Source organism: Acinetobacter sp. Z1 (assembly GCF_024296945.1).
GTDB classification, from domain to species: Bacteria; Pseudomonadota; Gammaproteobacteria; order Pseudomonadales; family Moraxellaceae; genus Acinetobacter; species Acinetobacter beijerinckii.
The window spans coordinates 825,259-847,190 of sequence record NZ_CP101115.1 but is presented as its reverse complement, the minus strand read 5'-3'; the positions used below and the strand labels follow the sequence as shown (position 1 = coordinate 847,190).

At 38.1% G+C, this 21,932-nt stretch carries 20 protein-coding genes; 8 read left to right on the top strand and 12 right to left on the bottom strand.

Annotated elements, in window-relative coordinates:
* Positions 1-24 precede the first annotated feature (24 nt).
* The 4 genes from NGC85_RS04025 to NGC85_RS04010 form a co-directional block, all read right to left on the bottom strand.
* Positions 25-732: an adenine nucleotide alpha hydrolase gene (locus NGC85_RS04025; RefSeq protein ID WP_254805546.1), complete on the bottom strand. Its 708-nt coding sequence runs from the start codon at positions 730-732 to the stop codon at positions 25-27.
* The gene (locus NGC85_RS04020; RefSeq protein WP_254804921.1) at positions 729-1,535 is read right to left on the bottom strand and encodes an SDR family NAD(P)-dependent oxidoreductase; all 807 of its coding nucleotides are present in this window, start codon (positions 1,533-1,535) and stop codon (positions 729-731) included. Before NGC85_RS04020 ends, NGC85_RS04025 begins: the two co-directional genes overlap by 4 nt.
* Before the next feature lie 13 nt (positions 1,536-1,548).
* On the bottom strand, positions 1,549-2,211 hold the full coding sequence (locus NGC85_RS04015) for a hypothetical protein (protein ID WP_005055731.1): 663 nt from the start codon (positions 2,209-2,211) through the stop codon (positions 1,549-1,551).
* Between the two features lie 117 nt (positions 2,212-2,328).
* Entirely contained in the window at positions 2,329-3,009 is a 681-nt protein-coding gene (locus NGC85_RS04010; RefSeq protein WP_254804920.1) for a hypothetical protein, read from the bottom strand.
* Between the two features lie 377 nt (positions 3,010-3,386).
* Between NGC85_RS04010 and NGC85_RS04005 the strand changes: the two genes are divergently transcribed.
* Positions 3,387-6,287, top strand: coding sequence for a valine--tRNA ligase (locus NGC85_RS04005; protein WP_254804919.1), 2,901 nt, complete (start codon positions 3,387-3,389; stop codon positions 6,285-6,287).
* 124 nt (positions 6,288-6,411) lie between these two features.
* A complete protein-coding gene (locus NGC85_RS04000) occupies positions 6,412-7,158 on the top strand; it encodes an IS5 family transposase (RefSeq protein ID WP_254731670.1) in 747 nt (248 codons plus the stop codon).
* 4 nt (positions 7,159-7,162) lie between these two features.
* Here NGC85_RS04000 and NGC85_RS03995 read toward each other — a convergent pair whose 3' ends face one another.
* The 3 genes from NGC85_RS03995 to NGC85_RS03985 all read right to left on the bottom strand — a co-directional run bounded on the left by NGC85_RS03995 (position 7,163) and on the right by NGC85_RS03985 (position 9,641).
* A complete protein-coding gene (locus tag NGC85_RS03995) occupies positions 7,163-8,002 on the bottom strand; it encodes a GTP pyrophosphokinase family protein (RefSeq protein WP_302885518.1) in 840 nt (279 codons plus the stop codon).
* A gap of 81 nt (positions 8,003-8,083) precedes the next feature.
* The gene (locus NGC85_RS03990; RefSeq protein ID WP_254804918.1) at positions 8,084-8,479 is read right to left on the bottom strand and encodes an endonuclease domain-containing protein; all 396 of its coding nucleotides are present in this window, start codon (positions 8,477-8,479) and stop codon (positions 8,084-8,086) included.
* Between the two features lie 142 nt (positions 8,480-8,621).
* Positions 8,622-9,641 carry a molecular chaperone DnaJ gene (locus tag NGC85_RS03985; protein ID WP_254804917.1) on the bottom strand — a complete coding sequence of 340 codons (1,020 nt, stop codon included), beginning with the start codon at positions 9,639-9,641 and terminating at the stop codon, positions 8,622-8,624.
* A 393-nt stretch (positions 9,642-10,034) separates the two neighbouring features.
* Between NGC85_RS03985 and NGC85_RS03980 the strand changes: the two genes are divergently transcribed.
* The 3 genes from NGC85_RS03980 to NGC85_RS03970 all read left to right on the top strand — a co-directional run bounded on the left by NGC85_RS03980 (position 10,035) and on the right by NGC85_RS03970 (position 12,909).
* On the top strand, positions 10,035-11,222 hold the full coding sequence (locus tag NGC85_RS03980; protein WP_005055742.1) for an ammonium transporter: 1,188 nt from the start codon (positions 10,035-10,037) through the stop codon (positions 11,220-11,222).
* 115 nt (positions 11,223-11,337) lie between these two features.
* Complete coding sequence (locus NGC85_RS03975; RefSeq protein WP_254804916.1) at positions 11,338-12,054, top strand: phosphatase PAP2 family protein; 717 nt, start codon at positions 11,338-11,340, stop codon at positions 12,052-12,054.
* 45 nt (positions 12,055-12,099) lie between these two features.
* On the top strand, positions 12,100-12,909 hold the full coding sequence (locus NGC85_RS03970) for a lipopolysaccharide kinase InaA family protein (RefSeq protein WP_254804915.1): 810 nt from the start codon (positions 12,100-12,102) through the stop codon (positions 12,907-12,909).
* Between the two features lie 22 nt (positions 12,910-12,931).
* Here the strand turns inward: NGC85_RS03970 and NGC85_RS03965 are convergent, their stop codons facing one another.
* The 5 genes from NGC85_RS03965 to NGC85_RS03945 all read right to left on the bottom strand — a co-directional run bounded on the left by NGC85_RS03965 (position 12,932) and on the right by NGC85_RS03945 (position 19,607).
* A complete protein-coding gene (locus NGC85_RS03965) occupies positions 12,932-14,266 on the bottom strand; it encodes an ATP-binding protein (RefSeq protein WP_254804914.1) in 1,335 nt (444 codons plus the stop codon).
* A 5-nt stretch (positions 14,267-14,271) separates the two neighbouring features.
* Positions 14,272-14,949, bottom strand: a complete 678-nt coding sequence (locus NGC85_RS03960; protein WP_005055752.1) for a DNA-binding response regulator PmrA — start codon at positions 14,947-14,949, stop codon at positions 14,272-14,274.
* A gap of 14 nt (positions 14,950-14,963) precedes the next feature.
* Positions 14,964-16,607: a phosphoethanolamine transferase gene (locus tag NGC85_RS03955; RefSeq protein WP_254804913.1), complete on the bottom strand. Its 1,644-nt coding sequence runs from the start codon at positions 16,605-16,607 to the stop codon at positions 14,964-14,966.
* A gap of 296 nt (positions 16,608-16,903) precedes the next feature.
* Positions 16,904-18,010, bottom strand: a complete 1,107-nt coding sequence (locus NGC85_RS03950; RefSeq protein ID WP_254804912.1) for a porin — start codon at positions 18,008-18,010, stop codon at positions 16,904-16,906.
* Positions 18,011-18,359: 349 nt separating this feature from the next.
* Positions 18,360-19,607 (bottom strand): MFS transporter, encoded by a 1,248-nt coding sequence (locus NGC85_RS03945; protein WP_254804911.1) that lies wholly within the window; start codon positions 19,605-19,607, stop codon positions 18,360-18,362.
* A gap of 142 nt (positions 19,608-19,749) precedes the next feature.
* Here NGC85_RS03945 and NGC85_RS03940 point away from each other — a divergent pair, with 142 nt between their 5' ends.
* From NGC85_RS03940 to NGC85_RS03930, 3 genes are all read left to right on the top strand, one after another.
* A complete protein-coding gene (locus NGC85_RS03940; RefSeq protein WP_254804910.1) occupies positions 19,750-20,376 on the top strand; it encodes a 1-acyl-sn-glycerol-3-phosphate acyltransferase in 627 nt (208 codons plus the stop codon).
* A 63-nt stretch (positions 20,377-20,439) separates the two neighbouring features.
* Positions 20,440-21,357, top strand: coding sequence for a patatin-like phospholipase family protein (locus NGC85_RS03935; protein ID WP_254804909.1), 918 nt, complete (start codon positions 20,440-20,442; stop codon positions 21,355-21,357).
* A gap of 105 nt (positions 21,358-21,462) precedes the next feature.
* Positions 21,463-21,924 (top strand): NfeD family protein, encoded by a 462-nt coding sequence (locus NGC85_RS03930; RefSeq protein ID WP_005061748.1) that lies wholly within the window; start codon positions 21,463-21,465, stop codon positions 21,922-21,924.
* Positions 21,925-21,932 lie beyond the last annotated feature (8 nt).

Here is a 21,932-nt window from a genome sequence, read left to right as displayed (position 1 = left end):
ACATACTGCATCAGGACAACTCAGCTACTCAGCAAAAATCGCTTGCCAATAGTGATAGGTTTTCTCTCCCCCATCTTCTAACTTAAACTCGTATGACATTTTTCGAGTCTCAGTAATTTCAAACTGTACTGGATTTTTAAATAAAGCACCCGCATAAGCAAAGGTATGGTACTCACCATTTTCACCACAGACATCGACTTCACTTGGTATCCTCTCAAGCAAAGCAGCATCAATATCTTGTCCGATAAAAGACTCGTCTAATTTACTGGCATCGGTCACAATGATTTTGGTTTTAATTCCCGAATCCAAAAAGTTCTGCATCACTTCATTCGAGTTCAGGTTCCATATCGGCTCTACCACTTCTATACCTAAAGGATTTAAACGGTCTTCTCGATATTTGCGTACATCGCTCAGGTAAATATCACCAAAGATAAAATGTTCAACGCCTTGCGCTCTAAAATGATGAGCAGCATCTAACATGCGTTGCTCATATGCAGGAAGATTTTTGGGTAAAAATACAGGATAAAGTGGAATCCCAATACTTTCAGCTTGTTTCATTAACAAAGAAAATGGAATCGCATGCATAGATGACAATTCCGTTTCTTCATTCACCGTGGTTAATAACGCGACCACTTCAAACTCATCTTGCTGTAACACCGTATACAGGGCTAATGCTGAATCTTTACCACCACTCCAATTGAAAACCGCTTTCTTAGGATTGTTCACGCTTATTTCACTTTCATTTTGCGAATCATTTTATACAACAAACTTGGAGATAAACGAGAGACCAAGACACCCAATTGTTCTTTTTTCCCGCCAACAACAATATATTCATCCCCTACCATCAATGCTTGAACCACGCGTTCTGCGAATTGATCAGCATCCAAACCATTTTCAATGGCTTCATCTTGATGCCCTTGTGGTTTACCTTCACCATTTAAAGCATTAAATGAAACATTAGTTTTGACAAAACCAGGGAATACGACGGAAACATTGACACCATCTTTTGAAACTTCAGCACGCAAACTATTTGCCCACATGTGAATAGCTGCTTTAGCGGCAGAATAACTGGCACGATATTGTGTCCCTAATAACCCTGCGACACTGGATACAAACACAACTCGACCGGACTTTTGCTTCAACAATGTTGGCAATACAGTTTTGGTAAAGAAGACTTGTGAAAAGTAATCGACTTCCATAATCGCTCGTTCGGTCTGCATGGTCGTATCTTGAATCAGCGCACGTTGACTCAAACCCGCATTATTCATCAACCAATCAATACGACCTTTGCAAGCCAAGACCTGTTCATAGGCATGCCGAACTTGGGCTTCATCGGTAATATCCGCAGCAATCGACAGGTGCTGCTCAGGTTTGAGTAAACCGACACGGACAGCCTCCAATTCGTCATAACGCCGTGAAGTCAAAACCACTTGCGCACCTTGCAGAGCACATTCTCGTGCTAAAGCTTTGCCTAAGCCAGAAGAAGCCCCTGTAATCCAGACGACTTTATTTTCAAGACTTTTGAGCTTCGTCATATTAATTCCCTCGCTAAGCTTGTTGGCGCATAAAATTCAAGAAATAATCAACGTAGGTTGCAGCTACTTTCTGATCAAGTTGTGTCCCTAGTTTTTCTAAACGCTTATAACCAAGATGGGTGGTCATATTAATCACACCATTTAAAGTTTTATCGACTACAAAATTGAATTTTAAACACTTTTTAGGTTCTCGAATCAGATGAGTTACACCGATATCAATTACTTCAGTCAAAAGTTTTAACGCATTCTGAATTTCACTACTATCGCCCTCTGCCAATTTTTGACTCGAAGTTTTGACTTTCTGAGCGAGGTGTTGCTCAATCGGGTAAGTCATATAAACCGTTTCATCTTCGATTTGAAAAGTTTTAGATAAATATTCAACTAAAGGCACAAGACGATCATTACCAAAAAATGAAACCGACCAAGGCATGTATTTACGAATCGCTTCCAAAATTTGATTGATGACTTTTTCAGATTCACCTGTTTGAGAATAATGCTGATTTTCTTGTAATAAAACCATAAAGACTTGTTCAATGACTTCACAAGACATTTCAGACAACACACTTCCTAATGCATTGGCTTGGCTTTCTTTACTGCCCTGTAGTAGTTGTGAGCGAATATGTGCAAATCTTGCGTAAGTATCTGGTTGAATATTTAAAAAAACGGCGGTGTTCATTCTAATAACCCTATTTTTAAGATTCCAAAAAATAAGGGCTTGTATGTAAGCCCTTATGTATCCATGAATCTATTTTTCTATCATTTTTGGCTGTGTACACGCCGAATTTATCACAATCTATTCCGTATCAACATGCATAAATGCCAAAAAGTGATTAACGCAATCTGAAGCGGCATTTGGGTCAACTTGGTTTCCCATTTTTTCCAAACGCTTATAGCTAAGCTGTGCGGTCATATTAATTACACCATTGAGGGTTTTATCCACTACTCTATTGAAATTAAGACATTTTTTTGGTTCACGGATGAGATTGGTCACGCCTAAATCAATAATTTGAATTAAAGTCTGAAACACTTCAACCATATCACTGATTTCATTATTCTTTAATTGCGTTACAAGTGCATGTGCTTGCTGAACTAAATTTCGATCGATCGGATAAGATACATAGACTTGCTCATCATGGTATTTGATCATATCGGAAAAATAATTCGCAAAAGGACATAAACGGTCATTGCCAAATAAAGCAATCGACCAAGGCATATATTTGCGAACTGCACCGATAATTTGTTGAATCACTTTTTCAGAATCATGTGTATATTTTTGAGCCAATTGATTGGGTTGGCGATTTTGGATCAGTAAAACTGAAAAAACTTGCTCAACAATTTCACAGGCTATTTCTGAAAGCACCTCTCCTAAAATCCTTGATTGGCTTTCATGTGCTCCAGCATTGAGTTGCTGGCGAATCGACTCAAATTGTTCATGTGTCACTTCATTAATTTTTAATAGAATTGAATAACTCATCAGAACCATCCTTTTTTAATTTTTTCGCATTTTTATATTGTTGTTTTATGCATTCACATTTTTATTATGTGATCCAATACACATAAATCTAACGTTTTTGTTAAAAAAAACCAACGCATTTCATCGGCTTTATCGAAGAATCAAAAACTTAATCTTCTAAATAGATGGAATAGAGCTTTTATTATTCCAAATAAAAGCTGAAACAGCCTCAATAATGTCGATATAGATGTAAACAATCTGACTAAATCGTACAGCTCAAACATTATTTTTTTAATGTTGATTAAACAGCGATATGAGTTGCCGAAATGCGCCTACAGAAGTAAGGATTTTTTGCTACAATAGATACAATTTTTTATTCTATTTTGATCTTCTGTACTATGACTGACGCTCAATCTGCTCAAAATATCGCAACAACTTACGATCCAACTGAGATCGAAAAGAAGTGGTATCAAATCTGGGAACAACAAGGTTATTTCAAACCATCAGGTCAAGGTGAATCATTCTGTATCATGATTCCGCCGCCGAACGTCACGGGTAGCTTGCACATGGGTCATGGCTTTAACAATGCCATCATGGATGCACTGACGCGTTACAACCGTATGTCTGGTAAAAACACCTTATGGCAACCAGGTACAGACCATGCGGGTATTGCAACGCAAATGGTGGTTGAACGTCAATTAGGCGCTCAAGGCGTGAGCCGTCATGATTTAGGTCGTGAAAAATTTATTGAAAAAGTTTGGGAATGGAAAGAACAATCTGGCGGTACGATTACACGTCAAATTCGTCGTTTAGGTTCATCAGTGGACTGGTCGCGTGAACGCTTCACTATGGATGAAGGTTTATCAAATGCAGTAAAAGAAGTTTTCGTTAAACTGCATGAAGATGGCTTGATCTACCGTGGCAAACGCCTAGTGAACTGGGATCCGAAGCTACAAACTGCCCTTTCTGACCTTGAAGTTGAGTCTGATAAAGAAGAAGCAGGTTCACTGTGGCACTTCAAATACTTCTTTGAAGATAAAAACCTACGTACCCATGATGGTAAAGACCACATCGTGGTGGCAACCACACGTCCTGAAACTTTGTTAGGTGATACCGCGGTTGCTGTAGCGCTGGATGATGAACGCTACACGCACCTTGTGGGTCAGAACATTATCCTGCCAATTACAGGTCGTGCTGTTCCAATCGTTAAAGATGAATATGTTGATAAAGAATTCGGTACAGGCTGTGTGAAAATCACCCCTGCGCACGACTTTAACGACTATGAAGTCGGTAAGCGTTGTGAATTGCCAATCATCAATATCTTCAACAAAAATGCAGAAGTATTGGCTGAGTTTGAATATATCGCTAAAGCAGGCGAGCAAATTTCTAAAACCATCCCTGCCCCTGCGGACTATATTGGTTTAGAGCGTTTTGCTGCACGTAAAAAACTAGTTGAACAAGCTGAAGCTGAAGGCTGGTTAGATCAAGTTCAACCTTACACACTTAAACCACCTCGCGGTGATCGTTCGGGTGTAATCGTAGAGCCATTACTGACAGACCAATGGTATGTAAAAATTGCACCGCTTGCTGAACCTGCTATTAAAGCGGTGAAAGATGGTGACATTAAATTTGTGCCTGAGCAGTACAGCAACATGTACATGGCGTGGATGAACAACATCCAAGACTGGTGTATCTCTCGTCAGCTTTGGTGGGGTCACCGTATCCCTGCTTGGTACGACGTTGAAGGCAATATCTATGTCGGTCGTGACGAAGCTGAAGTTCGTGCCAAAAACAATATCCCTGCCGATGTTGTATTAAATCAAGATGAAGATGTACTCGATACTTGGTTCTCTTCAGCACTTTGGACGTTCTCAACTTTAGGTTGGACTGGCGATGCCAAGAAAGATGCGGAAAACTATTTCCTTAATACGTTCCACCCTACTGATGTATTAGTCACTGGTTTTGACATCATCTTCTTCTGGGTTGCTCGTATGATTATGTTTACGATGCACTTCATGAAGAATGAAGATGGTACGCCACAAGTACCGTTTAAAACGGTCTATGTTCATGGCTTAGTCCGTGATGGCGAAGGTCAGAAAATGTCGAAGTCTAAGGGCAACGTGCTTGACCCATTGGATTTGATTGACGGTGTTGACCTTGAAGAGCTTGTACAAAAACGTACTACAGGTTTAATGAACCCGAAACAAGCCGCGAAGATTGAAAAATCAACGCGTAAAGAATTCCCAGAAGGCATTCAAGCTTATGGTACTGACGCAGTTCGTTTCACCTTCTGTGCACTAGCGAACACAGGTCGTGACATTAAGTTCGACATGAAACGTGTTGAAGGTTACCGTAACTTTGCTAACAAAATCTGGAACGCAACCCGTTTCGTGATGATGAACTGCGAAGAGCAAGTGATTGGTACTGAAATTCGTCAAGACCTTTGGGAATTGCCTGAACAGTGGATCGTGAGCCGTCTGCAAAAAGCCGAAGCTGCGGTACAACAAGCCTTTGCAACTTACCGTTTAGATTTGGCTGCGCAAGCGATTTACGAATTCATTTGGAATGAATACTGTGACTGGTATGTCGAACTGACTAAGCCAGTTCTGAATGATGAAAATGTATCGGTTGAACGTAAAGCAGAAGTGCGTCGTGTACTCCTTGCAGTAATGGAAGCATCTTTGCGTCTTGCACATCCTTTGATGCCGTATTTGACTGAAGAAATTTGGCAAACGCTTGCACCGAAACTTGGTATCTCAGGCGAAAGTATTATGCTTGCGCAATACCCTGTTGCGAATCCTGAGCGTGTAAACGAACAAGCTGAAGCTGATATGTTGTGGTTACAAGGCTTGATTGGTGCGGTGCGTAACATCCGTGGTGAAATGGGCTTAGGTAATGCACGTTTATTGCCAGTATTGCTTCAAAACACAACAGAAGCTGAGAAAGCACAGATCACACGTATTGAAGCTTTGTTTAAAGCTTTAGCGAAAGTAGAAAGCATTACTTTCTTGGCTGACGGCGAACAACCACCATTGTCTTCTTCGTCTGTCGTTGGTCATGTGTCTGTATTTGTTCCAATGAAAGGCTTGATTGATCCTAAAGCTGAATTGGGTCGTTTGCAGAAGGACTTAGACAAAGTGCAAAAGCAGCATGACCAAATTGCAACTAAACTTGCAAATGAAGGTTTTGTAGCGAAAGCACCAGCAGCGGTTGTTGAAGGTGAAAAAGTGAAATTGGCTGAGTTTGCTGATCAGTTAGCGAAAATTAAGCAGAGTATGGAGCAAATTGCTGCGCTTTAAGCAGTAGTTTGATTCAAAAATCCCCTCAAATGAGGGGATTTTTATTAGGGTCTGTTGACATTTGCTGTGCAAAAAAATAGCGAGAAAGTAAAATTCAATCGCCAAACCAAATTTACTCCTCGCTATGACTCGTACAATGCTGAATGATCAACACTGGTTAAAGCTGAAATCTATTGTCCACAATTTGGGGATCTACCTCAAACATAATCTTCGAAATTTTATTGAAGCCATTCTCTATAGAATTAGAACAGGTTGTCCTTGGCGAGATTTACCTGAATCTTTTGGTAAGTCCAACACCATATTTAAACGATTCACCAGGTGGTCTAAAGATAATAAGCTACTAAAAATATTTAAATTATTATCAAAACATGCTGATCTAGAATGGGTGTTTATTGATGCTAGCCATATTCGAGCACATCAACATGCTACAGGACTCAAGGATCAAGCTATTTCAAGAAGCATCGGTGGAAACAGTACTAAAATCCATTTAGCTGTGGATTCAAATGGGAACCCAATCCAATTTCTCATTCATGATGGCACCACCCATGATGTGAGTGTTGCACCTGCATTAGTCGATAGCATTGATTTAAAAGATACCGATGTGCTTTGTGCAGATAAAGGATATGACTCAGAATTATTGAGAGAGCAGATAGAAAAAACAGCGACTAAAGCAAATATTCCAAAGAAATCCAATACACGATCGAACAATGATTATATGGACTGGCACTTATATAAAATCAGGCACTTAGTGGAGAATACCTTTGCTAGACTCAAGCAATTTAGGGGAATTGCAACACGTTATGACAAGCTAAAGCGGAACTACGAAAATTCAGTTGCTTTAGTCTGTATATTTATTTGGCTACCGCTATGAAATGTCAACACACCCTAATAAGTTCATCTAATTCTTTAAGATTTTTTATTCCAAATTGATTTAACTCTTTAACAGCTAAATCAATGTGATAATTATTAGAATATTCATCTATATATTTACTATACTTATCACTTAACAACGTTTTTAAACCAATACTTGTTAATTCATAGTTTACTTGATCTTTTTTAATACTTACATCCAATTGTTTTGCATATTCCTCAATTTCAACTGTTAATCGATTAAACTCTAAATCAGCTGATTCCAATAAGCCTGAAAGAAGTTTAAAGCGTCTATTAAGATGGGATGGCAACTTTCCACCTAATTTATAACCACGATCATGTTCAATTTCAGCCCATGCATGCTCCAACGCTGTTCGAACTTGAATTTCAAAGCATAGCCCCTTATAAGCGGAAAACTCAGGTAATTTTTCCCTCTCTTCTCCTACATCACAAACAAAATGAACTGAACAATAACCAACTTTTTCTTCACCTAGTTTTTCAGATTTATTAACACTATCAGCCTGATGTACGTTAAACATTTTACTAACTAAATCACATACTTTTTGAACATCGGATTCAATTAATGTGATAATGCGGATACCAGCTAAATCCGTCATAGATTCAGGGCTATAATCTTTTTCAGTTAGCTTATCTTCAATTTTCTTCAAAAAACTTTTTTTAGTTTTTGGACGATAAGGTACATCAACGAAGCTAATTTTTTGGGAAATTAATGAATTTTTTAAGGTTACAGCAATAATTTCCGCCAACCCTTTGTAGGGATCAATATTATTGTCATACCAAAGTCCATGATCTTCTTTACTTTTAATCTCAACTTTTGCATTCATAATAACCCCATAATCTAAAGCTCAAAAACTATACCTTTAGTAACTTTAATATAAAAAATCAGGATTTTAAAATCTTATTTTTTATATATATCTTTTAGATTCACTTTCACGTAATACGTTATTTTGAAGTTCAAAACAAATCTGATACAACACCTCCAACACCATATTTGTCCGTCCCAACACATCATGATTCCAATACCGCACTACTTTTAAACCTAAAGCTTCTAAAAATTTAGTTCGTGCAGCGTCATATTCTTTTCCATCGTCAGTACCGTGCTGATTACCATCTAACTCAATGACCAAACCTAATTCATGACAGTAAAAATCCACAATATATGGCGCAATCACATGCTGACGGCGGAATTTCAGATTCATAAATCGTTTTGCTCGAAGTAGTTGCCACAAAAGGTGTTCTGCATCTGTCGCATTACTTCGCATGTTTTTGGCAAATTCTAATAATTGTGGGTCTAATTTCATTTTTTATTTTCCATTTTAAATACCCTCACCCCAGCCCTCTCCCTGAGGGAGAGGGAGTAGCATCTAACTTCATGAAAGCAAATATTTTAGTGGATGTTCCCTCTCCTTTTAGGAGAGGGCTAGGGAGAGGTGTTTTTAAAGCTTACAAAACTCCATGCTTCAACAACATCTCTACCCCACTCACCTTTTTCATATGCTTTAAACGCTCTTTTTCCCACTTCAAATGCTGCTTTAACTCAGTACAGTCGGCATCTATGGCTTTATACACATCACCAATATGCACATGCTCGGCTTTGACTTTCTTCGCCAACTGAAAAGAATCTAAAATCTCATCAATTTGACTATCAAGCTGCTGACTTTGCGTATCCAAAGCCAGTTTATAAAACTTCACTTGCTCTGCAGATAATTCTTTCGCCCCTACACCTTTATGCTGTTCTAGCTGTAACTGGAGTTTCAGTAAATAAAACAAATCCTGCTGTTCATAGGCCTGACTTGCCTGCTGGAATAACTCGGTTTTTTCCTCTTTCTTGGTTTCATCTCGCTCACGGTCAGGATGAATCATGGCAGCAATTTTTAAATACACGGTTTTCAGCGACTGCGCTGCCATCTGCTCAGCTTGGTCACGTTTCTGTTGATGGCGTAACTGCTTGGCTTTTTCTCTTGCCTGTTGTTGCTCAGCCACATACTGCTCAAAGTCATCTTGTTCTAATTCTTCACTTTGCTCAGAGCTTTCATGCAATTCAAACTTGGCTGACTGTACTTTTTTAGTCTTTTTAGTCGATTGCTGAGTATGCTGCTGATAAAAAGTATCGATCTGCTTGACCAGTTTTAACTGTTCATCATTCAGCATTTTGGAACGCTTTAACATTTGGGCAAGCTGAGCAATTTTTTCATCCAGTTGCTGCATATAAGTTTTGGAAAATTCATGGCTGTGCAACAAACTCCAGAGCTGCTGCAATTGTTCAAACAAGACTTCATGCAACTCACTATACACAGGCATCAATTTTTGTCGGGTATGTTGTTGAATCTCCGCTTGCGCATTCTGCCATGTGGCAAGGCTGATCTTTTGCTTTTCAATTTGATCAATCAGGCGATTTAGCTTTTTATGCTGTGAGGAAGATTCAGCCCTTTGCTTTAAACTGACTTTGAGATCAAAGGACATACTTCATCCACCCGAAAAAGAAAAAGTGTAGCAATAATCAAATAAGGAAGGAATTAAACTTCTATTGAGCATAAAGCAATTTGTTATTTTTGCTAAATCAATAAGATTCATAATGCTGTTTATATCTGGATGACTAAGTAAGTTGATCAATCAGTCTCAATATTTTATGCAATCTAAAGCTTAAACTGCGCTATTTTTATTCGAAATGCACCACTTTTCACCAAAATTACAATTTATTTTCTAAATTGGTGCGTTTTTTGCTTATTAATTTACATCAAAATGAGCATTTTTAAGATTGCTCTAGTTTTTAGATTTACTAAATCTATTTTGGTGCAGAAAACGAATCAAATATTTGCACTGAAATAAAATTTAGCACTTTTTTTGAGCACCACTATGCAAAATGTAGATCTATTTTTCTTACTGCTCGGTGCAGTACTCGTATTGGCAATGCACGCTGGCTTTGCGTTCTTGGAACTGGGCACAGTGCGCCATAAAAACCAAGTCAATGCACTCAGTAAAATTTTGACTGACTTTGCAATCTCAGCAATTGCCTACTTCTTTGTGGGTTATTGGATTGCCTATGGACAAAATTTTTTCCATGCAGGAGAAGCCTTAGCTGCTGATCATGGTTATAACCTGATGCGTTGCTTCTTTTTACTGACCTTTGCAGCTGCGATTCCCGCGATTGTTTCAGGTGGTATTGCTGAACGTGCCAAAATGCGTTCGCAAGCCATCGCAACATTGCTGTTAGTTGCACTGATCTATCCTTTCTTTGAAGGAATGATTTGGAATGGTAACTATGGTTTCCAAAAGTGGCTTGAAAGCTCATTTGGTGCAAGTTTCCATGACTTTGCAGGCTCAGTGGTTGTACATGCCATGGGTGGTTGGATCGCATTGGCTGCGGTGATTCTGCTTGGTGCTCGAAATGGTCGATATAAAAAAGATGGTCGTGTTAGTGCACATCCGCCGTCTTCAATTCCATTTCTCGCTTTAGGTTCATGGATCTTAATCGTAGGTTGGTTCGGCTTTAATGTCATGAGTGCGCAACGTGTTGAAGCAATTTCGGGCTTAGTTGCCATTAACTCACTTATGGCAATGGTTGGGGGAACTTTAGCTGCAAACTTTATGGGTAAAAATGACCCCGGCTTCTTACATAATGGTCCGCTTGCAGGTTTAGTTGCTATTTGTGCTGGGTCCGATATCGTGCACCCAATTGGCGCACTGGTCATCGGTAGCGCTGCTGGAGCGATGTTTGTTTATTTGTTTACTTATACGCAAAATAAACTCAAAGTTGATGATGTACTTGGTGTTTGGCCCTTACATGGTGTATGTGGTGCTTTTGGTGGTATTGCAGCAGGTATTTTTGGTCAACAAGCGCTTGGCGGTTTAGGCGGTGTATCCATTATTTCTCAAATTATTGGTACAGGCTTAGGTATTTTTGTTGCACTTGCAGGTGGATTTATTGTTTATGGCATTTTAAAGGCAACCATGGGCATTCGTCTTTCGCAAGAAGATGAATATCGTGGTGCGGATCTTTCAATTCATAAAATTTCGGCAAATTCAGAAGAGTCAATGTTCTAGTTTTTATTTATTTTTCAAGCGGCTATGATGCCGCTTTTTTTTATTTTTTAAGCGATATTTAAGAATAAAACAGTTTAATAAAAAGTATATTGTTCCGCCTTACCTCGTAGATATTATGATGTTGAAAACACCTTTTTTTGTAATCACTGCATGCATTTTACTGCTTAGTTTTTTTATCTTAGTTTGGGTGTTACCTGTTGATGGAGCGATTGACTTATATCTCATTCAGCCTTGGGTCGGAACGTTTGGTGATTTCGCATTAAAGAATAATTGGTACTTAGCTAAACTGAATCATACTTATGTCAAACAACTAATTACTGCTGTATATATCAGTTTTTTTGCACTATGGATTTTGTCTTTTAAAGTCGAAAAAATCAAAGCTAAGCGCTGGCAGTATGGCTATATGTTTTGGGTCAGTATGCTATGTACATGTGTCATTGGACTCATGAAAGCTCATTCATCCCATGCTTGTCCTTGGGATATGACACAACAAACGACGACTGGTTTTGTTTGGGATTTTAGCTCAACGGCTGGTCATTGCTTTCCAGGCGGACATGCCAGTACAGGTTTTGCACTCATCACTGGTTTCTTTGTCTACCGCTTAAACCATAAAAATCGAGCATGGTTTTATTTATGCGCAAGCTTGATTTTAGGCTTCGCAATGGGATGGGCACAAATGATGCGTGGGGCTCATTTTATCAGTCATAATCTATGGACAGGATGGATTTGTTTAGCAATCAATTTTGCTGTTTATATCCTTAGCTATCAATATCATCTACGCTTTGCCGAGCGTAATTGCTTTCCCTCAATTCCTGCGAATGTGATAAAGTGAGCCTCAATTGTAAAGCGTATAATCACTTAGGACTGATGACGACGAATGGATGATTTTCAAAAATTTTTAGAAACCACAGTTACTACACAACACGATTCTATCCAAGCATATGAATTAAGTACTGGTAAAGTATGGTTAAAGAAAGCTTCTGAACGTCATGGTCTATGGTTATATACCCCACTGAAATGGCTTGCGAAAATATTTAATTTAGGCGCGATTATGCCTGTGCCCAATCAGGGTGGTTCAAAAGCAATTCAGTGTGAATTTCGCCGTATCAATCAGCTAAAACAACTCAGGATTTCCACTCCAAATGTATTGGCTATATCTGATCAAGGAATTCTGCTTGAAGATATTGGCGTACAACGCAACAGCCACGTCAGCCAACTTGATCAACTACTAGGGAGTTATAAAGATAATCCTGAAGCAAGATTTTCTTTATTTACCCAAGCAATCCAAGCAATTTCAGATATACATCAACAACATGGATATTTAAGCGAAGCTTTTGCTCGAAATATCTTAGTTGATCAACAACATCAATTTACATTTATCGATTTTGAAACAGACCCACAAGACGTTTTAAGTTTGCATGATTGTTTCGTTCGTGATTGGCTCTTATTTATATTTTCTACAGCTTATCATTTTGAATTTGAACAACTCGAAAAAGCCAGTCATATTCTTTATCAAGCTTTACTTGCCGAACCACAAGTGTATAGCGATATCTGCAAAGTAGGTAAACGCTTAAATTGGGTGCTCAAATTGAATGTGAGCCGAGTCGGTAATGATGGTAAACGCATTCAAAAATGTGTGCTTTTTCTGCGTTACTTGAAAGAACATTCTCTACCAACAAATTCATAAGATCGCATTTTTAATACGATTTCTAATGATGTTCAAGTTTCTTCGGTAACCGTACTAAAATCGACAAACCACCTAATTCAATACTTCTTGAAAGGTTTAATGTTCCGCCAAGACGTTGAGTCGCTTTATCCACGATAGATAAGCCTAAACCACTTCCAACCTCTAAATGATGATGAACGCGGTAGAAACGTTTCAGCACCTTGTCATAATTTTCAGGATCAATCCCAGTTCCGCTATCCTCGATTTGGACACAGGCATAATTATCTGAATCACTATATACGGCGATATTAATCACCCCTTGAGGTGGCGTATATTTGATCGCATTATCAATCAGATTAAAGATAATTGAATGGACTGTTGACTCAAGGCTTTGCATTTCAATTGCATCATTTCGCTCAAAGCCTAAATCAATTTCTTTTTGCATCGCTAGATTCACCAACTGCTCAACACAGTTTAGAACAACATCATTCAGCACAAAGATCGTGTGTGGTTCTACTAAACTCAAACCAACATCTTGTTTTGCTAAAGCGAGTAACTGCGTAACTAAATGCTGAATACGTGCCAAGCCTTTGCTTAAATTCTGTAATGACTCATGTTCAGGCAATTGACTAATCAATATCTTAGTTTGAAGATTTAACGCCGTCACAGGGGTTCTTAACTCATGAGCAGCATCGGCAATAAATTGCTTTTGTTCAGTTTGGGCATGTTGGATACGCTCAAATAAACGATTCATTTCTTCAATGGTGGGGATCAACTCTAAAGGATATTCTTGACTATCTATGGGTGACAAGCCATCAGAATCGCGTTGGGTTAATTCAGTTTTAAAATCATCTAATGGTTTTAAACTTAAATTAATAATAAAAGCGAGAATTAAAATTGCGAAAGGTAACAGCAAGATATAAGGAATAAACATACTCCCTGCCAGCTCCCAAGCAAAAGCCTGACGCACTTTCTCCTGCTGACTCACTTGAATCTGATAATCTTTGAGTGGAATTACATACAGTCGCCACTTACCTTGTGCGGTTTCTTGGCTATAAAAACCCGCTTTTTTAACAGGTGGAATCAGCAAGTGAGTTTGATGCCATAAATGGCTTTGATCTTTGTATGCCCAAATATCAACGAGCAGATCTTCCTCATGATAGGTTCGATGTAACTCTACTCGACTTGCCAAGGGTGAAAGAGGCTGTGATGTAGAACGCTCTGCCATGTACTGCATTTGCGTATCTAATATTTCATCCACTTCATGTAATGCAATTTTATAGGCGGTAAAAATTAATAAACATCCAAGCAAAAGACTAAAAATAGACGTTCCCCAGATCAGTCTACTTTTAAGTGAATGTTGCTTGGATATTTTCATAATAATTAAGATTGTCCCATCCGATAACCCAGTCCACGTATGGTACGAATAAAGTCTTTACCTAACTTCGCACGTAAGTGATGCACATAAACTTCTATTGTATTACTGGTCACTTCACTATCAAAATCATACAACTTATCTTCTAAGTTTGCCTTTGAAAATATTTTGTTTGGATGACTAACCATCGGGATCAGAATCGCCCACTCTCGATTCGACAACTCTATTTGTTGACCTTTATAAGTCGCCAAATGCTGTTCAACATCTAAAACCAAATCACCATTTTTTAACAATTGCGACTGACTTTTTAATTGTGCTGTTTCAACCTGACCACGACGCAATAAAGCGTTAATTCGTGCCAACAACTCATCAAACTCATAAGGTTTGATTAAATAATCATCTGCACCTTGATTGAGTCCATCGACACGATTTTGCAGTTGATCTCGGGCGGAAATAATTAACACAGGCAATGAACTGCGTTGACGAATTTGACGCAGAATCTGCATTCCATCCATCAATGGCAAACCTAAATCCAATAGCACCAAATCAAAAGCATGCTTTGATAATAATGTAAGCCCATCGACTCCATTATTGACCCATTCCACATCAAACTGATGGTATCGCAACAGTGTCAATGTTGACTCTGCGATCATAAAATCATCTTCGATCATCAAGATTTTTGTCATGATTTCATCTCACCTTATGAGTTAGCACATGTTGCTAACATATCATTATTTGTATCAATAACTTTGCTTTTAACGTCAAGTAAACTCAGCATTGTTGGAAATAAATTGTCTTGACTCAATGTTTTATCATGCTGCTTAGCTAGGCATTTTATTTGCTGATCAGCCTGTTGTTTCCATTCTTTTGAAAACCACATCAGCATCGGGACATGGGTTTGCTGAGATGGCGCGATTGCATATGGAGCACCATGTAAATACATACCACTTTCGCCAGTCGACTCACCATGATCAGATAAATACCATAAACCTGTTTCATATTGGGTTGTGTTTTTCAATGTTTCGATAAGGGTATCCAAAACATAATCTGTATATAACAAGGTATTATCGTAGCTATTTAACAATGCTTCTCGTGAACAGCCTTGAATCGCATTGGTGTCGCAGGTCGGTTTGAAAACCTTAAACTGATCAGGTATACGTTTATAGTATGCAGGACCATGACTCCCCATCTGATGCAGTACGATGAGACGAGGCTGTGTATCATCTTTCGGAATAGTTGCTAAATACGCTTTCAAACTATCGATCAGAATATCATCTAGACACTCTTCATCTTTGCACCACTTTTGTTTGATCGGCTCAGGAATTTTAAATTCACCCACCCGATCACATGCACCTTTACAACCTGAGTTATTGTCAATCCAAGTCACTTTATAACTTGCTCGATTGGCAATATCCAATAACCCTTCGCGATGACTTGCCAATGCTTCATCATATTCTTTACGAGGCATGCCAGAGAACATGCAAGGAACTGAAACTGCCGTGGCAGTACCACAAGAACTGACTTGCGAAAAATTTAAAATATCCTGTTTCGCCAATTTTGGATTGGTATTCTTTTCATAACCATTGAGTGAAAAGTTTTCAGCACGTGCCGTTTCACCCACTACCAAAACCATCAATTTAGGTCGTTTTGCATTCTTGGCTTTTGCCATTTGTGCATCTACACCGTAATGCACGAGAGGTAAATTTTCCTTCGGTGCTTTCTTTTTATAATATGACACAAATGATGCAATCATATTTTGAGGTGAAATCATACTTTTTAAATCACGATTTTCGCGAAATATTGCAGCAAAATCGACATAGAAAACAAAAAGCAGACCACCCACCATCGCCAATGAAACTACAGAAGCAATAACTTTTTTAATCAACTGATTTAAAACTGGTTCTGCTTTGAACTTGACTAAGATGATTGCGATAATCGGCAATACCGTCATGCCAAGTGTCCACACAACCAACTGCCAAGACCATGTATCACGCGCTTCAGCTAAATCTGTTTGCATGAGATTTTGGATTTGATCAGATGTAATCAAGACACCGAGTGTACTCACGGCGTAAGAAGCAAAGCCACCAATTAATACCAAAGCAATCGCTATCGGTTTAGCAGTCCATTTCCAATTGATCAACTGAAAAATAAATGTGTATAAAGAAACAATAACAATGATTGATGCGCCTACAAAAAAGCCAGCTTTGATTCCTTGATAAGGCGTAAGCGATTGCATTTTTTGATAAAACTCAACGTTTAAAAAAACACCTAACCATATCGCCAGTAACACATTAAATGTGAGTAGCGAGATAGGCTGCAACTTAAATTTTTTTAGTAGCTTCATAATCAAAATCTGAAAAGAAAATTCTTAGCAGGGCTAAGATAAAAATTAAAACTTAAAAATGACTTAATTGGGTATTAAAATGCTGAACTCGATTTATATTTTTCAAAAAATTCCGATAAACCAAAACATCTTTTGTTTTGATAATAATCATTCGCTTTTGGCTAATCATTATCTATTTATAATATTAAAGTACTTAAAAACTGTTTCTAAAATCACATTTCATTTTGTAATAGATTTTTGTATTAAATAAAAAAACCTCTAAGAAGACTTAGAGGCTCTTTTTCAAAACAAGCAAATTAGAATTTAAATTCTAAACCTAAACCTGCAACAGGTTGTTTATCTTTTTTACTTGCTTGCTCAAGTGTTAAATAACCAGCATAACCATAGGTTTTAACTTGTTTAGTAAATGCATAGTCTGCACCAGCAATAATTTGCTTCGCTTTAAAGTCAGCCGTATTGTTTTTAAAACTGGTGTCATTTTGGCTATATTGACCTTTTACTGTCCAATTTTTCGCTTGTGGAAGATTATATTCAGCGCCTAATAACCAGCCTTGTGCATCATCAATATTTTCCGAACCAGCTGCATTACCTGTCGCTTTTTCTACCTCAGAGGTCTGATAAAGTGCTTTTAATGCTAAACCTTCAAGTGGTGTTAATTTACCAATAGCACGCACTGTATTTGCAGCAGCAAATAATTGCTCTCCTGCTATCGCTTTATCTGAAGCATTTAAAAAACCACGACCTAAGAAATTACTTGGAATGGCTTTATCATAACCAATACCAGCTACAACCAAAGGATTTTCATAAGTCACTGCTGCCGACCAAGCATCACCTAAACCACGACCAGCTGTTTTAACAACACCCTTGTCAGATTTAATGCCACTAGACTCGCCCGTAGCAAGCAAAGCATTAAATTTAAATGCACCGTCTAACAATTTAACTGATGGTGACTCATAAACCACGACATTCGAGACGCGGTTTTCACCCGAGAAAATACCTGTGATGTCGGCTTTGTTGGCAACATAGTTATTGAAGGTATCAACTACACTAGACAATTGCTTGACTGGCGTGTCATGTGCACCGATTTTAACAGTACCGAGTTGTGAATCTTTTAAACCAACAAAACGATTACGTTTGCTCCAATCATCACCGTCGCCATCTGCATTAAAAGCCCATTCAATCGCATAAATAGCACTTAAACGATCTGTTAATTTTTCATCGCCTTTCAAACCAACAAACGAACTATTTGAACTGATTTCCCAAACATCTTTATTAGATTTTGTCGCATTTTTTTCTGGTAAATAATCAACACTTGCATCAATTTCACCATAGAATGTTGGTGCTGCAAAAGTTGAAGTTGCAAGTAAACTGAGCACTGCTGCTGTTACAATTTTGATTTTCATTGTGTACATCCTAGTTAAATTTGTAACAAATCCTACACATTAACTTTATATGACAAAACGATTAAAATCTTATTAATTTATTCCATTTTCGACTAAAGTTTAATTTTTAAGCACAGAGCGAATCGGATGAAAAACAAAAAATTTAGAAAAAGATAAGCCCTAAATTATTCTAAATTTCAATAGATTATTTATCTAATTTTAGTTTAATTTTCCATTAAATAATTTAACATATCCCTTATTTCTAAGATTATCAATAAATATGAAATAGATCACAAAATCACATTTCTGTGAGTTGAAGAAGATTTTTTGGTGTGTTTTTTTAAAATAAAATTCTAATAAAAATACATTTCTAACTTGTATTTTTTTTCCAATATAAAATAGGCAATAGACACAAAATAGCAGCAGCACAAATCAAGACTAAATAGCGATAATATCCAAGTAAGTCACCGATTACACCACTCATTAAATATAGTAAGCCGCTGACTGTTGCCATGATTGAAACTTGAAAAGTAAAATCCGTACCAGCGAATTGCTTACGGCTGTATTGCATAATCAAGGTCAGCATCACCACTAAAAGCATCGCTGAACAGGCATCTTCAAACGCATTGACCATATACAAAAATATCGGTTTTACCGTTACTTGATGTTCATATACATAAGCTAAAACCACATATCCAATTAAACTGAAAATCTTTAAAATTGAAAAAAAGATCAACGCATGTACACGCAAAAAATGTTTGAGTAATATCCCTGCGAAAGCAGCACCAATAAGTGCTGCCAATGCACCAAACATAGTGATGTAAATACCGATTTGCGAGAAACTCAAGCCCATATCCACCATCAACGGTTTCAATAAAGGCCCTGCTAAACCGTCCGCCACCTTAAAACTAATCAATACCCATAACCATGCTTTTAACTCTGGCGTGGACTTAAAGTAATCTAGATATTTATGGATTGCTTGGAGCAAAGTTAGCTTTGTATTTTCTAGAGGCGTGGGAGTAACAACATGTGGAATTTCTTTATAAAACAAAATCGGAAGAGTATTTAAGAAAACAATACCTGCAAGCATCAGAAAAGTCGTCTGCCATTGCAGCCAGTCTAAACACCATAGAACCACACCACCACCAACAATGAAGCCAAGTCGCGAGCCAATCACTTGAAATGTATTACCCCAATGCTGCTGATCCCCTTTTAATAGATGAACAGCGAGCGCATCAGTACCAATATCCTGTGTTGCACCAGTTAAATTCATGAGCAATAGTAATGTGAAAAAAATCAAGAGATAGCTGGGTTGGTCTAAGGCTTGAATAGGAAAAAACGACAATACTATAAGAATCACGACGCTCAATAATTGGGTAGGCAAAATCCAACTGCGATAGTGTCCAAAAGATGAAAAGCCATGACGGTCAACAAATGGCGCCCATAATATTTTGATTGACCAAGGCAGCATCAGTAATCCAAAACCACCAATTTGTGCCAATGAAACACCTTGTGCTCTTAAAATTACAGGCAAAGCATGTGTCATAAAACCAACAGGTAATCCTTGAGCCCAATACAAGGAAAATAATAAAACATAGACCTGTTGAAAATTAGGCATTCTTCGCATTCCACTGATAAGAAAATAATTCTAACTGCCTAATCCTCTCATATTCAGTGTTACAAAATCTCATTTTTTGCCAATGCAGCAACTGTCATCCGCGTTTAACATAGTTTTTAGTCGTCATTATATTTCTGAATTTATGTCACAGTATTTTCCAGATTTACCTCCGTTAGTTCCACAACGTGGAACAACTTATAGTCGTGCCTTGTGCAAAAAGATCTTTTTGAGCCAAGGCTGGAAAGTCGTAGGTGATATCCCGAATCTACCGAAAGCAGTAGCAATAATTTCACCACACACCTCAAATATTGATGGTTGGTATGGTTTTCTAGCCATTGGTGGCTTAGGCTTAAAAGTCACAGTTCTCGGAAAAGATACGTTGTTTAAACCGCCATTCAAAGCAATTTTGGATTGGGCGGGACTGATTCCAGTAAAACGTGAAAGTGCACATGGTCTAACTGAACAAGTCGTTGCGACGATTCAACAACATGATAAAATTTGGATCGGCATGGCGCCCGAAGGTACAAGGAAACAAGCCGAAAAAATTAAAAGTGGTTTTTATCATATCGCTCATGCTGCTGGTATTCCTATTGTGATGTTTGCATTTGATTATGATCATAAAATTATATATAGCTTAGGAAGTTTTACTCCCTCTGGACATTATCAACAAGATCTTGAAAAAATTATGCAATATTATATCGGGCATTTCTCACCTAAAAATCCAGATTGGCTAGCGAAACCCTTACAAAAACTAGTGAAAAAAGACTAGAAAGTTGAGGGTAAATCTGCTCTGATGTGCCCATCTTTTCTGTACATTTTATCTGCATTTGATATGAAAATTGCTCGTCTCTCTTGCTTGGCTGTGGTTAGCTTGGCTTTATTTGGTTGTGATCAAGCAACAAAGAAAACTCCACCGACTACAACGATAAATGCACGTGAACCGGTGATTGCACTTGCTTTAGGTGGTGGCGGTGCAAAAGGGTTCGCGCACATTGGTGTGATTAAAGTCTTAGAATCGCATGGGATCAAAGCAAAAATCGTAACGGGTACGAGCGCGGGTAGCTTTGTCGGTAGTATTTATGCGAGTGGGCAAACACCGTATCAAATGCAAAGTCTTGCTCTCAAATTGCAAGAATCGGACATTCGTGATTTGACCTTAAATAGTCAAGGTTTTATTCAAGGTCAAAAACTACAAAACTATGTCAACGCTCAAGTTGCAAATAAGCCAATTGAAAAGTTTCCGATTCGTTTTGCAGCAGTGGCGACACGTCTAGACAATGGTAAAAAAGCAGAATTTATTAAAGGTAATGCTGGACAAGCCGTTCGTGCATCTTGCAGTATCCCAAATGTATTTGTCCCTGCTGTTATTGCTAATACAAAATATGTTGATGGCGGACTTGTTAGCCCAATTCCAGTGAAAACTGCAAAAGATATGGGTGCAGATATTGTCATTGCCGTGGATATTTCAGCGCGTCCAACAGGCGATAAACCACTTAGTATGTGGGGATTATTGGATCAAACCATTAATATTATGGGGCAGCAAAGTATTAATGAAGAGTTGAATCAAGCAACTGTTGTGATTCAACCTAAAGTTGGGCATCTCGGTGTGCTTGACCTTAAATCTAGTAACCAAGCTATTCTAGAAGGTGAAAAAGCAGCTCAAGCTAAAATTACCGCGATTCGTACGGCTATTACTAACTTCAAAAAATCCCCTGCCGCATTCAAACCTGCTCCACGAGCAAAATTCTAAAACACATTCATTATCTTTATATATTCATAAAGATAATCATCTGTTACAGTGCTAGAGGTGAATATTTTTTCACCTCTATTTCATTCTAACGATACGAGCAAATCTATGGAATTTGTAGTTGAACCTTGGCACTGGTTTGTATTAGGGATTTTATTGATTCTTTCGGAGTTAATTCTGCCTGCTTTCGCTGCATTATGGTTTGGTATTGCAGCTGTCATGGTGTGTATTTTACTGTGGCTTTTCCCAATGATGGGTTTCACCACTCAAGTGATTACTTGGGGTGTTTTATCTATTTTATGCACAATTCTTTGGTTTAAATTTATCAAACCACTTTCTATCGATAAAACCAAAGCGGGTTTATCGCGCGAGTCTACTATCGGTCAAGTCGGTATGGTGATTCAGACTGGACTAGAACACGGACAAATTATTGTTCGGTTTCCCATGCCTGTTTTAGGTTCAGATGAATGGAATTGCCGTTGTACGACTCCTGTACAAGTCGGTGACCGAGTAAGAGTCGTTGATATTTTGGGTAACGACTTAGTTGTCCAACCACATAATATGGCATAAATACAAAG

Excerpts from the sequence above, each read along its gene's own strand:
- NGC85_RS03950 (WP_254804912.1), bottom strand. The coding sequence starts at position 18,010 with ATGAAAATCAAAATTGTAACAGCAGCAGTGCTCAGTTTACTTGCAACT.
- NGC85_RS03980 (WP_005055742.1), top strand. The coding sequence starts at position 10,035 with ATGCAAAATGTAGATCTATTTTTCTTACTGCTCGGTGCAGTACTCGTA.
- NGC85_RS04010 (WP_254804920.1), bottom strand. The coding sequence starts at position 3,009 with ATGAGTTATTCAATTCTATTAAAAATTAATGAAGTGACACATGAACAA.
- NGC85_RS03985 (WP_254804917.1), bottom strand. The coding sequence starts at position 9,641 with ATGTCCTTTGATCTCAAAGTCAGTTTAAAGCAAAGGGCTGAATCTTCC.
- NGC85_RS03935 (WP_254804909.1), top strand. The coding sequence starts at position 20,440 with ATGAAAATTGCTCGTCTCTCTTGCTTGGCTGTGGTTAGCTTGGCTTTA.
- NGC85_RS03940 (WP_254804910.1), top strand. The coding sequence starts at position 19,750 with ATGTCACAGTATTTTCCAGATTTACCTCCGTTAGTTCCACAACGTGGA.
- NGC85_RS03965 (WP_254804914.1), bottom strand. The coding sequence starts at position 14,266 with ATGAAAATATCCAAGCAACATTCACTTAAAAGTAGACTGATCTGGGGA.
- NGC85_RS03930 (WP_005061748.1), top strand. The coding sequence starts at position 21,463 with ATGGAATTTGTAGTTGAACCTTGGCACTGGTTTGTATTAGGGATTTTA.
- NGC85_RS04005 (WP_254804919.1), top strand. The coding sequence starts at position 3,387 with ATGACTGACGCTCAATCTGCTCAAAATATCGCAACAACTTACGATCCA.
- NGC85_RS04015 (WP_005055731.1), bottom strand. The coding sequence starts at position 2,211 with ATGAACACCGCCGTTTTTTTAAATATTCAACCAGATACTTACGCAAGA.
- NGC85_RS03970 (WP_254804915.1), top strand. The coding sequence starts at position 12,100 with ATGGATGATTTTCAAAAATTTTTAGAAACCACAGTTACTACACAACAC.
- NGC85_RS04000 (WP_254731670.1), top strand. The coding sequence starts at position 6,412 with ATGACTCGTACAATGCTGAATGATCAACACTGGTTAAAGCTGAAATCT.
- NGC85_RS03990 (WP_254804918.1), bottom strand. The coding sequence starts at position 8,479 with ATGAAATTAGACCCACAATTATTAGAATTTGCCAAAAACATGCGAAGT.
- NGC85_RS03960 (WP_005055752.1), bottom strand. The coding sequence starts at position 14,949 with ATGACAAAAATCTTGATGATCGAAGATGATTTTATGATCGCAGAGTCA.
- NGC85_RS04020 (WP_254804921.1), bottom strand. The coding sequence starts at position 1,535 with ATGACGAAGCTCAAAAGTCTTGAAAATAAAGTCGTCTGGATTACAGGG.
- NGC85_RS03995 (WP_302885518.1), bottom strand. The coding sequence starts at position 8,002 with ATGAATGCAAAAGTTGAGATTAAAAGTAAAGAAGATCATGGACTTTGG.
- NGC85_RS03955 (WP_254804913.1), bottom strand. The coding sequence starts at position 16,607 with ATGAAGCTACTAAAAAAATTTAAGTTGCAGCCTATCTCGCTACTCACA.
- NGC85_RS03975 (WP_254804916.1), top strand. The coding sequence starts at position 11,338 with ATGATGTTGAAAACACCTTTTTTTGTAATCACTGCATGCATTTTACTG.
- NGC85_RS03945 (WP_254804911.1), bottom strand. The coding sequence starts at position 19,607 with ATGCCTAATTTTCAACAGGTCTATGTTTTATTATTTTCCTTGTATTGG.